We start from the raw sequence: 14,890 nt of genomic DNA on the forward strand, positions 1-14,890 counted from the left end.
CTGCCGGCCGTCAGATCTTGAGAATCCAGCCTCGGCGCTCCATGCCGAGCAGGATCAGGTACCAGACCAGGACGAAGCTGAGCGCGTAGGCGAGTGACGCCGCATGGGGAGGAAGCCATGCCTCGAATGTAGTCTGGTAGATCGCTCGTTGAAGCGGGACCGACTCGCCGTGCAATGGGACACGAATCAGCCCGCCCATCAGCTTGGCCATCAGCCCGGATCCGGCAAACGCCACCATTGGATTGAGGCCGTAGGTCACCAGCGGCCGGGCCCAGCGCTGCTGGCCGCAGACATCGACGACCCAGCTGACGGTGGCGAGGGTCAGCGCTGCCAGCCCGGCCGACAGAAGGACGTAGGAACTGGTCCAGAGGCTCTTGTTGATCGGGAAGACCCAGCCCCAGACAGCCCCGCCGCCGGCCGCGATGGCCCCGCCCGCAAACAGCCCGTTGAGCCGCTCGGCCAGCGGCAGCTCGCGCTGCATCCAGCGGCCGGTCAGCACGCCGAGCAGGGTGGTACCGATGGCCGGGAAGGTCGAGAGGATGCCTTCCGGATCCCAGGTGCGGGACTGCGACCAGAGGTGCCCGTCGAGCAGGGCCCGGTCGAGCCAGGCGGCAAGGGTTGCCTCGGGCGGGTCGAGGGTTGGCGGTCCGACCCCGGGTACCGGCACCAGGGTCATGGCCGCCCAGTAGCCAAGCAGGAGGGCCACCGCCGTCAGGGCTACGCTGCGATCTGGGCGGCGCCATGCGAGCAGCGCAGCCGCTGCGTAGCAGATCCCGATGCGCTGCAGCACCCCGGGAACTCGCAGCGTCTCGAAGCGTTCCAGGGGAAAGAAGGGAAACGCCGCCAGGCCCAGACCGATCAGCACGATCAGAGCGCTGCGCCGCAGCACCTGTCGCCGGATGGCGCCGTCGGTCGCGCCGGTCGACGCGCGCCGACCGAGCGAGAGTTCGGTGGTAATGCCGACGATGAAGAGGAAGAAGGGAAAGACGAGGTCGGTCGGGGTCCAGCCGTGCCAGACCGCGTGGCGCAGCGGCGGGTAAATCGCCGCCCAGGTGCCGGGATTGTTGACCAGCAGCATGCCCGCGACGGTGGCGCCGCGCACGATGTCGAGCGAAAGCCACCGACCGTTTTCCGTCCGACGGCCTGCGATCAGGGTCATCGATCGGCTACCTCTGATGCAGCGAGACGCCCACCTGCAGGACTGGTAATGATAACGGGCACCCAGCCGGCCCTGGAGGCTGTGCCTCGGCCACTAACCTCGTCCTGGCCCTGCGTGGTCCGAAGGTTGCCAGACAGCGTGTTGCTGGTTCACGTAAGGGCATCCGCCGGACGTGATGTCGTCCCTGTACCGAGCGGCGCCAAAGTCACCAGAATCGCGCAGAGGGGGAGTGCTCGATGAACAGATCCGTGTCAGTGGGGGTCCTTGCCGTGCTGGCGCTGGCGGCGTGCGGCGATTCGGGGCCGAGTGCCCCGTCGGAGCCGAACACGGTGCTGGTCACCTCGAATCAGTTCACGCCCGCGCAGCTGACTACCACGCCGGGCAGTACCGTGACCTGGCTTTGGCAGAGCGGGGAGCATGACCTGACCTTCGAGGACGGGATCGGGAACGTCGGGGTCCGGAGCAGCGGCAGCAGTACTCGGAACTTCGGAGCTGCCGGGACGTTCCGGTATCGCTGTGTAATCCATTCGTCGAGCTACACGGTTGGCATGGTTGGGTCAGTCCAAGTCCAGTAGGTTAGCCCCCGTAACGGCGGGATGGGCGGGATGTCGACCGTGTCTGCTATGTCCGCTGCGGTGTCCTGACCGTCAATAGGCCCCTGCTCGCCGCCTCTTGCGCAAGCGCGCGCGGGGGGGCTAACATGGGTTAGCAAACTCAAGCAAGCCGATACCACCTGCGAATTCATGGAGCCATTCATCTACTAGCTTCGCAATCCAACCCTACGATCGGTGCGGAGGAGTCCATGTTGAGTCGTGTACTGGTTCTGGCCTCTGTTCTCCTGTTGGGTGGTTTCGTGTTCGACACGTCGAAGACGGCCTCAGCCTCCACCGGGAGATCCTGTGATGGATGCACGAACAGCAGCTGCAGCGGTCTCTGCAGTTGTGCCATGCATCACATGCTCACATGCACCAACTACATCGGTTTTGAGTATGAAGACAGAAACTGCTCGTCGTCCGGTTGATCGGCGTCGTGCTAAGCATGCCCTGGTGCCGAGTTGGGGTGATCTGGTGTGCCACCACTCTCGCGTCTGCTCCGCTCTGGGCACAGCAGCGGCCCCGCGAGGATTTTCGGTGGCCGGTCGTACCGGGTGGTGAATCCCTCCCTACTCTGGTCCTGACTGCGCCACCACGATTCAGCGTCGGGTCGGTTGCTGGGCCAGAGCACACGCTGTTCAACGGCGTTTCCGGCGCGGTAATGCAGGCAGGCGGTGGCATCGCGGTGGGCGATGCGGGCAACAACCGAATCGTATTCTTCGATTCGACGGGGCGGCTCCAGCAATCGGTCGGTCGGTTGGGTGACGGGCCGGGCGAGTTCAGGCAGCAGCGCTGGCTTGGCAGATGTGCCAATGGAAACCTCGCGGTCCACGACGGAGTGCACGCACGGCTGAGCTATTTCTCCCCTGAGGGAAGGCCTCTCCAATCGGATGCCCTTCCGGTCGGGGCGAATTTCGACCGGATGCTGTGGTGCGCAGGGAGCGGTGGTCGGATGGTGATGATCTTCGACCGTCTCCGGGATCCGGTCAAGCGCGGCGAGTACATTCGGGCGCCGGTGTCGGTGGTTCGAATCGACGGACCGGCCATCGATACATCCCTGGTCGGCGCACAGGAGCGTTACATCGGTAATCGGGTGCGCGCCGGCTCGACGGTTCCCCTTGGCGAAGATGCGGGTTCAGCAGCGGCTGCGGGTCGGCTCTATGTGTGCGAAACGCTGACCGCTCGCTGCTCCGTGTTCGATACCACAGCAGTACGCCTCAGAAACTTCGTAGTCCCGAACCAAGGCCTCACACGACGCGTCACAAACGCCGACTGGCAGCTCGCGCTCGAACGTCATCTCGATGGGGAGCCAACCGCCAGTTCTCGAAAGATTGCGCGGCAGGTCCTCAAGGAAGTCCGACCTCGAAGGCAGTTCCCCCGGATCGACCGGGTCGTCGGCGACGACGATGGCAACCTCTGGGTGCGCACGTTCGATAATTTCCGCAGCTCGATCGCGACCTGGGTTGTGGTCAATGAGCACGGAACCCCGATCGGCTTGGCCGCCACAGACCGTCGTCTCCACGTTCTGCGAGCGGGTCGCGACTACCTGATCGGCGTGCGATACGACCAGGACGGCGTCGAGCACATTGAGATGCATCGCTTCCGTCCTTTCCTTCGGCGGTAACACATTTGTGACTCAGACCCGCAGGCGGACGACACCCCTGCGCATGCTCGCTCCCTGGTGTGACGCGATGGATGGGATCGGTCGTCGTGGAACCGAGCAGCTCGGTCAGAGCCGTTCAGTGACTCCGACCGAGCTGATGCGGTTAATGAAATCATGCACGACGTGAGAGGCCAGCTACAGCTCCAGCATCCGCGGTGCGATCAGTAGCGATAGTGATCCGGCTTGTACGGCCCCGCCACATCGACGCCGATGTACTTGGCCTGCTCGGCAGAGAGCGTTGTCAGTCGGACACCCAGCTTGTCGAGATGCAGCCGCGCCACCTTCTCGTCGAGCTTCTTCGGCAGCACGTACACTTTCTTCTCATACTTGGCGGCGTGCTGGTGTAGCTCGATCTGCGCCATGACCTGATTGGTAAAGCTGGCCGACATCACGAAGCTCGGATGCCCGGTGGCGCAACCGAGGTTCATCAGGCGCCCTTCGGCCAGGATCATGACGCTGTGGCCGTCGGGGAAGACCCACTCGTCGTACTGCGGCTTGATGTTGATTCGCTTGATGCCCTTGATCCGCTTGAGCCCGGCCATATCGATTTCGTTGTCGAAGTGGCCGATGTTGCCGACGATGGCCTTGTCCTTCATGCCCGCCATGTGCTCGGCGGTGATGATGTTGAAGTTGCCCGTCGCGGTAATGAAGATGTCGGCTGTGCCGAGCACGTCCTCGAGCGTGACGATCTGATAACCCTCCATGGCCGCCTGTAGCGCACAGATGGGATCGATCTCCGTTATGACCACGCGGGCACCCTGGCCGCGGAGCGCCTGGGCGCATCCCTTGCCGACCTCGCCGTAGCCGCAGACCACCGCGAGCTTGCCCGAGAGCATCACGTCGGTGGCGCGGTTGAGGCCGTCGAGCACCGAGTGACGGCAACCGTAGATGTTGTCGAACTTGGACTTGGTGACCGAGTCGTTGACGTTGATGGCCGGGAAGAGCAGCGTGCCCGCCTTCATCATCTCATAGAGGCGATGCACCCCGGTCGTGGTCTCTTCCGAGACGCCGCGGATGTCCGCCGCAACTTTGCTCCAGCGCCCGGGATTCTTCACCGCCTCGGCGCGCAGGAGGTCGAGGATGACGCCCCACTCCTCCGGATCGGCGGCCTCGTCGAAGGCCGGGATAGTGCCAGCCTTCTCGAACTCGGCGCCCTTATGGATCAAGAGCGTGGCGTCACCGCCGTCGTCGAGCAGCAGGTTCGGGCCGGCACCGTCAGGCCACATCAAGGCCCGCTCGGTGCACCACCAGTACTCTTCCAGGGTCTCGCCCTTCCAGGCAAAGACCGGGGTACCGCGGGGGTTCTCGACCGTCCCGTCCTTCCCGACGACGACGCCAGCTGCGGCGTGATCCTGAGTCGAGAAGATGTTGCAGGAGACCCAGCGTACGTCCGCGCCGAGGTCGGTCAGGGTCTCGATCAGCACGGCCGTCTGGATCGTCATGTGGAGCGAACCCATGATCCGCGCGCCGGCCAGCGGCTTCTGGCCGCGATACTCCTCGCGAATCGCCATCAGGCCGGGCATTTCCTGCTCAGCCAGGCGAATTTCCTTGCGGCCGAACTCGGCCTGACTGAGGTCGGCCACCTTGAACGGTTCGCGGCCCGCTGCCTTGGCAGCGTCGAACGGATGCAGATCCAGCGATGCGGTCGTCACGATGTTCTCCCCTCGATGAGCTTCTCGGCCGTTGCCACGAAGAGCAGCGGGCCTTTGGTGGTTGCGTCTGGTGGTAGTGAACGGTAGGTCGTATGGCCGAACCCGGCTGCATGGAACCAGTTTCGGATCAGCTCGGCATCGAAGCCGAGCCATTGGTGACCCATGGTGTCGCGGTAAGCCGCCTGTTCGTGCGGCATCATGTCGACCACGACCAGTTTGCCGCAGCTGCGAAGGATGCGGTACGCTTCCCGGGTAGCGCGAGCCGGCTCGGGCAGATGGTGCAGCACCAGCGACATCACCGCGAGATCGGCCGATTCGGACTCGAGTGGCAGCGCTTCCAGGGTGCCGAGTCGGCAGTCGACGTTGGCGAGATCGCGACAGCGCTCGGCAGCCACCTGCAGCATCGCATCAGACTCGTCGATAGCGACGACCCGTTGCACCAGCGGCGCCAGCCCGGCGGTCAGCTGGCCGCTGCCGCACCCCAGGTCCGCAACAGTCCAGCCTGGATCGAGCAGGCCGCCGAGACAGAGCCACTCGGCGTTCGGGCCGTACAGCTCGGCCCGGAGCCGGTCCCAGTCGCCGGCGCTGCTCGAAAAGAAGGCTTGGCTTCGGACCCGCCGGTCGGCGAGGATCGTGGCCAGGCGGGCGGCGTCGCGGATGGCGGGTGGAGTGCCGGCCAGCTGGCCACGTACCACGGACCAGAGCTGGCGAGCTCCGTCGTCCAAGTTGGGCACGGCCAGGCGGTACCAATTGCTCGTTCCGTCGGCCCGACTGGTAATCCAGCCCTCGTCGGCCAGCAGCTTCAAATGCCGGCTGACGGTTGACTGCGGCAGCTGCAGTATCGTTCTAAGTTCATTGACGACAAGATCTTGCCGTTCCAGTGCCAGGAGAATACGGCACCGGATCGGGTCTGATAAGGCGGCGAGTCGATCAAAGACGGCTGTCATCCGTATATCCGGATGATACGTTATATGATCGTTGTCGCCATGTCAAGAAAAAAAGCGGGGGAGCCTTTCGACTCCCCCGCCTTTTTTGTCCCTGATCGAACTCGAACCCGTTCAGACCTGTCCGAGGTTCGGGTTATTGTCCCGCTCTGTCTGCGGAATCGGGAAGCAGGTCTGGTTGCCGACCGGTGCAAAGCCCGGCTTCCAGTAGGTTGCGCCCGGAACCGGGACGTTGCGGACGGCCGCCCCGTTCCGACGGAAGTCGCCGAGTCGCTTGCCTTCGAGGTAGAACTCGAGGGCGCGCTGGTCTTCGAACTCCGCCAGAACCGCCGCGTCGCCGGTATCACCGCTGTATGCCGGCTGGCCGTTGGCGGCGCGTCGGGCCTGGATCAGGGTGAGCATGGCCGACGTGCCCTGAGCCTCAGCCGCGATGTAATTGGCTTCGAGCTTGGAGGCCAACCGGAACGGCGATGCGAATCCCGTGTACTTGTTCTGAATCGCGTACGGGATGCCCCGCTGAGTTGCGTACGCTGCGTCCTGTGGAAGCAGGTTGGACGGCGCGATGCGCCAGGGCAGCCGCGGGTCATCAACCCGGTATGCCGGCGGCACCGCGTTCGACCCTCGATCGGCGATGAACTGCCAGATTCGATTGCCGAGGCGGTTGCGCTGTGCCAGATCGTCGAAGTTCGCAATGTTGAACACGAAATCCGCAGGCACGGCGTTGGCATCTGTGAGCGCCGCAGGCTTCTGGCCCGCTTGGAGGCGGGCACGTGCACGTCCCACCAGTGCGGCTCGGGCAATCGACAGGCCTTCCGCGTTGTTCAAAGCGGTGCCCTGCGTGTTTGCGGCCGTGAAGTGCACGACTGCCGAGTCGAGCAGCTGTGCAGTCGAGAGCTCGGACCCGCTAACGACAACGGCGCTGCAGAACTGTTCCGCCAAGTGGAGGAAGCTCCATCCCAGCGTATGGTGCGACCGAATGTACGCGATGTTCGACCCGGCGTTCGGCAAGGTGAGGCCGAGCACGAGGTAGGCCTGAGAGATTCCCTGATGGAGCGGGAACCAGACGTCATCGCGGTGGCTCGTGTTGTTCGGGTCGACGGCACGGCGTCCGAACTCATTCCGCGTCGGGAATGTCTCCGACACGTCGGATTCGCCAGTGAACCAGCCGGAATACATGACGAGCCAGCCGAAGGAAGAATTAAAGGACTGCTGGGCCGATCCGGCCAGGATCGGCGCATCTTCCACCGGGTCGGTCGACTTGACGTCGATGACCGTGGGGTTGAGCACCTGAAGCCACTCGTTGCACCCGCCCAAGCCGAAGCCAAGCGCGGCAAGGGCGAGCGTGCGGGAGATCGATTTAAAGCGAGTCATATCGAGATCATCTCCCCGTTAAAACTGCATGTTGACACGAACCACGACACGACGCGGCTGCGGCAGCGTCAGGAAGTCGGTTCGCGTGAAAGCGTTGAGGCCCGTCGCGATGATGTTGGAAATCACCTCGGGGTCGAATCCGCTGTAGTCGGTCCAGGTCTTCAGGTTCTGTCCAGCCACGGTGATGCTGGCACCCGATGCCCGCAGGGCTGACGCCAGGCTGGTCGGCAGGGTGTATGTCACCGACACTTCACGCAGCTTGACGAAATCGCCCTTCTCGACGAAGCCGTCACGCACTTCATTGACGGTGGCGGTTGCCGGGAACCCGGGCTTGACCCCTTCACGGACGAAGGCCGGCTGACCGGCGGCATCGTTGCCGTAGCGGCGGAGCCGCTCGAGCCGCGGCAGCTTGTTCGGGTCGAGCCGGTTGTCGCTGCGGATCAACTGCGTCTCGCGGAAGAAGTTGGTGTTGTTGTAGATGTAGAAATCGCCCTTGCCGTCGAGCGAGGCGTAGAACCGCAGGTTGCGGAACAGCGTCAGATTGGTCGAGAGGTTGCCCTCGTACGCCGGGTTCAGGTTCCCGATGACCTCCCAATCGTCCGAGACCGTGACCACACCGGTCTGCTCATTGATGTTGCGGATCCGGTGCCCGACGAATACACCGGGCTGCTCACCTTCCATGAACCGGTTGAGCGTCCCGAATGGCGCTACCCCGCCCATGTCGGTGATCTTGCTGTCGAGCGTCGAGAAGCCGAACCGGAAGTCCCAGCTCAGGTTGGATGTCGAGATCGGCTGAGCCGTGAACGCCACCTCGAGGCCCTTGTTCTGCAACGCACCGATGTTGACGAACGGGTTCTGGGTGAAGCCCAGCGATCCTGGCAACGGACGGGTCAGGAGCAGGTCGTTCGACGTCTTGACGTAGTACGTCATCTCGAGCCCGACCCGGTCGTTGAGGAACCCGGCGTCAAATCCGAACTCGTACTCCTCGACCCGCTCGGCCTTGAGGCTGTCGTTTCCGGGGTTCTGCAGCACGGCACCCGGCTGAACGGCAGTACCCAGGATGAACGGCGACGGAGCGAGCGTGGTCAGCGAGGCGCCCGGTGTCGGCGAGCGACCCGACACACCGTAGGCTGCGCGGAGCCGCAGGGTGTTGATCAACCCCATGTTCCACCAGGGCTCCTGCGAAATCACATACGACACGCCCGCCTTCGGCAGGAAGAACCACTCAGAGGTATTGCCGAATGAGGAGTTGGCGTCGGCCCGGCCGCCGACGCTGACGGTCAGGCGGTCGTTCAACGTGGTCTGCCACTGACCGAAGAAACCGATCGACTTGGTCCGAGTGTAGTTCTGACCGGCCGATCGACTCGAGGCGGAACCGACCGTATTGTTGCTGTTGATGGTGAGGCCCAGGCCGCTGCCGGTAATCTGGTCGAAACGCCGATCGGTCATCTGCATACCGACCGACAGGTTGTGGGCCAGGCTCGCGCCGGTGTTGAGGCGAATATCACTCAGGTAATCAACGGTGTACCGTTCTTCGCCGGTTCGACCCTCATCGATCGCTCCGGTGTTGGCCGTGCCCTGATACGAGCCAAGCGAATTCTTGGGGAAGAAGCTGCGGATATCGTCCTTGATCCAGTCCGCCCCGACCGTAAACCGGTTGCTCCACCAGGAGGTCGGTACGAAATTGGCCTGGAACGACGCGATCGATCGGTGGGTCTGCAGCTGGTTCTCGATCGCAGCAATCGCAGCTACCTGACGAGCAAAGCCGAACCATCCGTCTTCGCTGCCGTTGGGGCCGGCCACATCGTTGCGAGTCAGCGGCGTGCCCAGCAAGCTACCGCCCAGCCAGCCGTAGACGTTGTTGTCGTTCTGCGGCATGTCGATGTTGGCGCGGTTGAGACCAAAGCTGGCATTGAGGGTCAGCTTGGACGAGGGCGTCCAGTTGAGGTTCGCGCGCCCGCTCCGACGATCGAACTTGTTACTGAGCGTGGTGCCTCGCTCTGTCTCATAGCCAGCGTGCAGGAAGTACCCGAAATTGGTGCCGTTGCCGCCCGAGCCGCTCCACGAAACGCCCTTGGTGTCGCCGGTCCGGAGCGCACCGGTCCGCACCAGCGGATTGTCGCTGACGAGGGTACCGACCGCCTGACCTCGGCAGAGCGGATTGGCGCTCGTAGGTGCGGCGGTGGCCGTGGTGCAGAGAGCGTAATTGCTCGGCGGGGTAAAGTTGGCGTCGATCGAATGGTACTCGAAGCCCACATCCTGGGTGAACCGGTTGGTGCCGATCCGGCCCCGCCTGGTGATGATCTGAACGACCCCGGCAGCCGCGTCCGCGCCGTACAAAGCTGTTGCGGCGGGACCCTTCACGACTTCGATCGATTCGATCTCCTTCGGATCCATTGCGCTCAAGCGTGAACTCGCCTGTCCACCCGATCCGTACTGAGACGGGTTGGTGTTCGCAACCAGGATTCCGTCGATCACGATCAGCGGCTCGTTGGAAAGCGAAAGCGAGGCCGAGCCGCGGATCCGGATCTGGGAAGCCGCACCGGACGTACCCGAGCCCGAGCTGACCTGCACCCCTGGAACACGCGACTGCAGGATTTCAGCGAAGGTCCGGATCGGCGCCGTGCGGGCGATGTCTCCGACCGAGATCTCGGCCACCGATGCCGCCTGGGCGCTCCGCCGGGCGTCGCCGGCCGTGCCCGAGACGATCACTTCATCGAGCGTGACGACCGAGGCGCTCAGCGTGAAGTTTGCGGTGGCGGTGCCACCGGCCGTCAGGGTGACCGTCTGTTCGCCGCCCCGGTAGCCGATCCGGCGGACCGTCAGGGTGACCTGGCCGACGGGCACATTGACCAGGCGATAGTTGCCGCGCGGGTCCGAGGTGGTCTGAAGAACCGACCCGGCAACGCTAATCCGCGCGTCGGACAGTGGCTGCCCCGTCGCCTGGTCAGTCACAGTTCCGGTAACCGTCCCCGAATTCTGTTGACCGACGAGTGGCGGTGCGACCGCCGCCAGAGCGATCAACGCTCCGACCCAACGTAGTTTTCCCCTCATTTGTCCAATCCCTTGTGCTGAAGGTGACCCACCCCCCGCCGGTGACGACAAGCCGCCACACGAGGTCAGTACGCCTTGCGGCGCAAGCCTGTCCATGCGGGTTCTGGAATCCCGACTACCAGAGTCGCGATTCCTAACGGCTCCGCGTTTCGAAGCCGAAAACTCAATTGTCGGTTTTAGACGTGTGAGAGCCAACGTCCGCGGGCTGCTGGTCCCGTCGGACCACCCGCTTGACGACTTAAGCTAACACTCGAAGGCAAGGCCGGGAAGATCCCGGATGGGATAACTCATTGTATACAAATTGATTACCTGGCCTGGACGCCTGCCAGGGCCGGCCAGGCCGTGTGCCAATCTGTGACTCGCTGGTACGCCGCGCCGATGCCAAGCACCGTCGCATCTCGGCCCCAGCCGCCGATGAGCTGCAAGCCGATCGGCAACCCGGCTCGTGTCATGCCGCAGGGCAGCGCCAGAGCGGGAACCCCTGTCAGATTCTGTGGTGCGTTGTAGCGGCAGAAGCCTTCCGCCAACGGAACTCGTGAGCGTCCAAGCTTCAATGTTGCATTAGAAAGACGCGGTGCCTCGACCGGCAGCACGGCACCAATCATGGCATCGACCTCCTGAAACGCACTGTGGTACGCCGAGATCAGTTCGAGTCGGACAGCTTCGGCTTGAACGAGCTGGAGGCCGCTGATCCGATAACCACCTTTCAGGCGCGCGAGAAGGTTAGGTCCGTAGCCTTTGGGGTTCTTCCGGATCATCGCATCGTGATAGCTGATTGCCTCGGCAAGCACGATGACCCGAGAGGCTTCGAGCGCCGGTTCGAGCTCCGGAATGTCGACGGCGACGAGACGGGCGCCGAGCTTTTCGAGTTCCCGGAGCGAAGCCTCGATAGCCCGCGCGACTTCACCATCGAGATCCCGCAGCAGGAACTCCGAGACGCCGATGCGCGGCTTGCTGGGCGCTCGATCGACCGCCCGGAGAACCTCCGCGAGCCGCACTCGCCCGCCCGCCATCACACCGAACATCAGAGCGGCATCCTCGACCGACCGGGCAATCGGCCCGACGTGATCGAGAGAAGCCGCCAGCGGAAATACCCCGTCCGACGGCACCGCGCCATAGGTCGGCTTGAACCCGACCACGCCGCAGCACGCTGCCGGAATCCGAATCGAGCCACGGGTGTCGGTCCCGACCGAGCCCAGCCCCATCCCGACCGCGACGGCTACGGCCGACCCACCGCTCGACCCGCCCGCAATCCGGGCTGGGTTCCAGGGGTTCCGAGCCGGCCCGAAATGTTCGTTGACCGTGGTGACACCGAGTGCCACCTCATGCAGATTGGCCTTGCCGATGATCGCAGCCCCCGCTCGACGCAACCGCGCCACGACCGGAGCATCGACCGCCGCCGGCAGTCCGCCAGGCACGATTTGCGAGCCGAGCGTCGTGACGGCATCGCGGGTCAGGATCAGATCTTTGATCGAGAGCGGAATACCGGCCAGCGGACCCACGGTGCGCCGCGCCATGACGGCCCGCTCGACCCGCCGGGCTGAGGCAAGCGCCGAATCGACCGACAGACTGAGCAACGCGTTGAGCCTGGGGTTGGTTGCTCCGACCTGGGTCAGCGCGGCCTCGACCAGTTCGACTGGGGAAACCTGCCGGCGGGACACGGCTCGGGCGGCGGCCCGCAGCCCAAGCTGCATCAGATTGGTCATGGCGTGTGTATCATAGGTCAGGGAGGCGAATAGTAATCCTGCATGCCGGGCCGTAGGGGGAGGCGCGGCCCCTCCTGTCATATTTCCGGCAGGGCGCGGCGGCCCCCTGGTCTCATCTCGTGGAGTGAAACGATGCGGAAGGTCTGGACGATCAGTTTGGCGCTGGGACTGGCAGCCGGTATGGCGTCGCAGTTGGCCGGGCAGGATGGCCCGCGCGACCGACGGCGCGACGAACCGAAGCAAAGGGACGTCAAGCTCAAGGTGCGCCTCGACCAGAAGCTCAAGTTCATGGCCGGCTGTTGGGAAGGCACCATGGGGCGGGATCAGATTGTCGAGGAGATCTGGACCAACCCGTCCGAGAACCTGATGACGTCGACCACCCGATACATCACCAAGGGGCGGGCCGTTTCACACGAGTTCAGCCGGATCGTGTCGACCGACACCTCGGTGACCTTCTCGGCGTCGACCGAAGGCAAGCCGTTCGATTCCTACGAGATGGTCCAGCTGGTCGACGACTACGTCGTCTTCGAGAACAAGGCCAAGTCCTTTCCGCAGCGTATCATCTACCGCAAGGCAGCGGATGGCAGCCTGATTCCTCGCAACGAGGGCGAGGGCCAGACCAGCGTCGAGGTTCGCTTCACCAGGGTGAAGTGCCCCGGCACCTGAGCCCTACTGCCATCGAAAGATCTTGAGGGCCAGTGCCAGCGTAACAACCAGCCACGCCGCCAGCACCGTCAGTTCGCCACCCAGGGATGCCAGGCTGACGCCTTCGAGCATGGTGGCCCGTAAGGCGTTGTTCGCCGCAGTGAGCGGCAGCAGCTTGATGAACGGCTGCATCGCGTCGGGAAAGTTGGCCGACGAAAAGAAGACGCCCGATAGTACCCACATCGGCAGCATGGTCAGATTCATCAGCCCCGAGGCGGCCTCGATGGTTTTGGGGCGGGCGGCAACCAGCAGCCCCATTCCGCTGAAGGCCATCGAGCCCAGCAGGGCAACCGCAGCCAGCGTTACGACCGACCCCCGGAACGGTACGCCGAACACCAGCATGCCCATGCCGACCAGAAAGCCGACTTCGACCGCCAGCAGCGACAGCCGGCTCAACACGAAGGCGCCGAGATAGTGGAGTCGGCGCATGGGCGTGGCGACGAAGCGCTTGAGCAGCTTCTTGCGGCGCTGATCGACCACGGTAAATCCGATGCCCCACATGCTGCTGGCCATCAGGTTCATACCCAGCAAGCCAGGAATCAGGAAGTCGATGTACCGAGAGCCCGGTTCGCGCACCAGTGCGTCGGTCGTGACGACCGGATCGGCTCGACCGGCGGCCCGTTGCAGGGCGTCGTCGGCCAGCCGGCGGGCCGAGGCGCCTTCTGCCCGGGTATCGTCGAAGCGGTACTCGACCGTGCCGGACGCCTGGGGTACGACGACCAGGGCCACCTTGCCGGTTCGCAGTTCGCGGGCTGCGGCACTGTCGTCCGCGAAGGTGCGCAGGTCGATCAGCGGACTCTGCCTGAGCCCCTCGACGGTGGCGGCAGCTTCCGGCCGCGCGATCACGCCGATCTTGACGACCTCGGGCGGGCGGCTTCGGAACGCGATCCCCAGCGCCCCCGCCATGATGAGCGGGAAGATGAAGGTCCAGAAGACGGCTTCGGGTTCCCGGTAGAACTCGCGATAGCGCGCCAGCGTGAGTTGAACCAGCGCGCGGTCACGCCAGCGGCGGGGTGGGGAGCCGTCAGCCATCGCGCAGGTGCCTTCCAGTCAGGTGAACGAACACGTCCTCCAGCGTCGCACTGTGGGTGGCGAGGTCGGTCAAGGTGGCGCCACGCGCCTCGAGCAGAGCCAGCAGGGCGGGCACTGCCTCGTGAATCAGCGTGACATCGAGCTGGCGGCGCCCGTCCGTTGCCCGCACCGCGGTGACGCCGGGAAGGTCCGTCAGCTCAGCATCGGTGGGCATGGTGGCGGCGTCGGCCAGTCCGAACTCGACCACGTGCTCCGTGCCCAGCAATCCGATCAGTTCCCGCGGCGTGCCTAACGCAATGATTCGCCCGTGATCGACGATGCCGACCCTGTCGCAGAGCTGCTCGGCCTCGTCCATGTAGTGGGTCGTGATGATGATCGTCCGACCTTCGGCCTTGAATTGCTCGATCAGGCTCCAGAGCTGGCGACGGGACTGCGGGTCAAGGCCGGTGGTCGGCTCGTCGAGAAAGAAGAGTTCGGGGTCGCCGACCAGGGCGCAGGCGATGGCGAGGCGCTGTTTCTGACCGCCCGACAGACCGCCGACCCGCGCGTTTCGCTTCTCCCCAAGCTGGACGGCGGCAATGACGTCGTCGACCGGCCGCCGCTTGGGATAAAGACTGTGAAACAGCTCCAGCGTCTCTTCGACCGTCAGCTTCTCGGCCAGCTGGGTTTCCTGCAGCGAGATTCCGATTGCGGCGCGGATGGCGCGGGGCTGCTCGTGGTGGGTCATGCCCAGCACGCGCACTTCGCCCTCGTCAGGTTGAGTCAAACCTTCGCAGATCTCGATCGTGGTCGTCTTGCCCGCGCCGTTAGGCCCGAGCAGGCCGAAGCACTCGCCTCGGGGCACGACGAGATCGAGGCCTGCGACTGCAACGACGTCGCGATATCGTTTGACGAGGCCGCGAATCATCAACGCGGGCCCGGTATTCGAAGACACCATGCGCAACTGTGCCGGTCAAAACGGGGTTGAACGGTAATCGAGAGGCCGGGTGCGGGCCATCGCAGCTGCCCGGC

11 protein-coding genes are annotated in these 14,890 nt (G+C 64.3%); 3 read left to right on the top strand and 8 right to left on the bottom strand.

What is annotated here, in order from left to right:
* Nucleotides 1–10: 10 nt before the first annotated feature.
* Nucleotides 11–1,159 carry a DUF1624 domain-containing protein gene (locus KF785_00895; protein MBX3145297.1) on the bottom strand — a complete coding sequence of 383 codons (1,149 nt, stop codon included), beginning with the start codon at nucleotides 1,157–1,159 and terminating at the stop codon, nucleotides 11–13.
* Nucleotides 1,160–1,395: 236 nt separating this feature from the next.
* On the opposite strand from KF785_00895, the gene KF785_00900 reads away from it, so the two are divergent.
* Both KF785_00900 and KF785_00905 read left to right on the top strand, forming a co-directional pair.
* Nucleotides 1,396–1,734 carry a hypothetical protein gene (locus tag KF785_00900; GenBank protein MBX3145298.1) on the top strand — a complete coding sequence of 113 codons (339 nt, stop codon included), beginning with the start codon at nucleotides 1,396–1,398 and terminating at the stop codon, nucleotides 1,732–1,734.
* Between the two features lie 463 nt (nucleotides 1,735–2,197).
* Nucleotides 2,198–3,376: a hypothetical protein gene (locus tag KF785_00905; GenBank protein MBX3145299.1), complete on the top strand. Its 1,179-nt coding sequence runs from the start codon at nucleotides 2,198–2,200 to the stop codon at nucleotides 3,374–3,376.
* Nucleotides 3,377–3,576: 200 nt separating this feature from the next.
* On the opposite strand, the gene ahcY is transcribed toward KF785_00905, so the two are convergent.
* From ahcY to KF785_00930, 5 genes are all read right to left on the bottom strand, one after another.
* A complete protein-coding gene (gene ahcY / locus KF785_00910; GenBank protein MBX3145300.1) occupies nucleotides 3,577–5,067 on the bottom strand; it encodes an adenosylhomocysteinase in 1,491 nt (496 codons plus the stop codon).
* Nucleotides 5,064–6,014 (bottom strand): metalloregulator ArsR/SmtB family transcription factor, encoded by a 951-nt coding sequence (locus KF785_00915; protein ID MBX3145301.1) that lies wholly within the window; start codon nucleotides 6,012–6,014, stop codon nucleotides 5,064–5,066. The genes ahcY and KF785_00915 overlap by 4 nt, the downstream gene beginning before the upstream one ends.
* 111 nt (nucleotides 6,015–6,125) lie before the next feature.
* Nucleotides 6,126–7,382 carry a RagB/SusD family nutrient uptake outer membrane protein gene (locus KF785_00920; protein ID MBX3145302.1) on the bottom strand — a complete coding sequence of 419 codons (1,257 nt, stop codon included), beginning with the start codon at nucleotides 7,380–7,382 and terminating at the stop codon, nucleotides 6,126–6,128.
* 18 nt (nucleotides 7,383–7,400) lie between these two features.
* On the bottom strand, nucleotides 7,401–10,337 hold the full coding sequence (locus KF785_00925) for a SusC/RagA family TonB-linked outer membrane protein (protein MBX3145303.1): 2,937 nt from the start codon (nucleotides 10,335–10,337) through the stop codon (nucleotides 7,401–7,403).
* A gap of 404 nt (nucleotides 10,338–10,741) precedes the next feature.
* Nucleotides 10,742–12,142: an amidase gene (locus KF785_00930; GenBank protein MBX3145304.1), complete on the bottom strand. Its 1,401-nt coding sequence runs from the start codon at nucleotides 12,140–12,142 to the stop codon at nucleotides 10,742–10,744.
* A 132-nt stretch (nucleotides 12,143–12,274) separates the two neighbouring features.
* Here KF785_00930 and KF785_00935 point away from each other — a divergent pair, with 132 nt between their 5' ends.
* Nucleotides 12,275–12,808, top strand: coding sequence for a hypothetical protein (locus KF785_00935; GenBank protein ID MBX3145305.1), 534 nt, complete (start codon nucleotides 12,275–12,277; stop codon nucleotides 12,806–12,808).
* 3 nt (nucleotides 12,809–12,811) lie between these two features.
* Here the strand turns inward: KF785_00935 and KF785_00940 are convergent, their stop codons facing one another.
* Nucleotides 12,812–13,879, bottom strand: coding sequence for an ABC transporter permease (locus tag KF785_00940; GenBank protein ID MBX3145306.1), 1,068 nt, complete (start codon nucleotides 13,877–13,879; stop codon nucleotides 12,812–12,814).
* Nucleotides 13,872–14,816: an ABC transporter ATP-binding protein gene (locus KF785_00945; GenBank protein ID MBX3145307.1), complete on the bottom strand. Its 945-nt coding sequence runs from the start codon at nucleotides 14,814–14,816 to the stop codon at nucleotides 13,872–13,874. Before KF785_00945 ends, KF785_00940 begins: the two co-directional genes overlap by 8 nt.
* Nucleotides 14,817–14,890: the final 74 nt, after the last annotated feature.

It is taken from the genome of Gemmatimonadales bacterium (genome assembly GCA_019637315.1).
Lineage (GTDB): Bacteria > Gemmatimonadota > Gemmatimonadetes > Gemmatimonadales > GWC2-71-9 > SHZU01.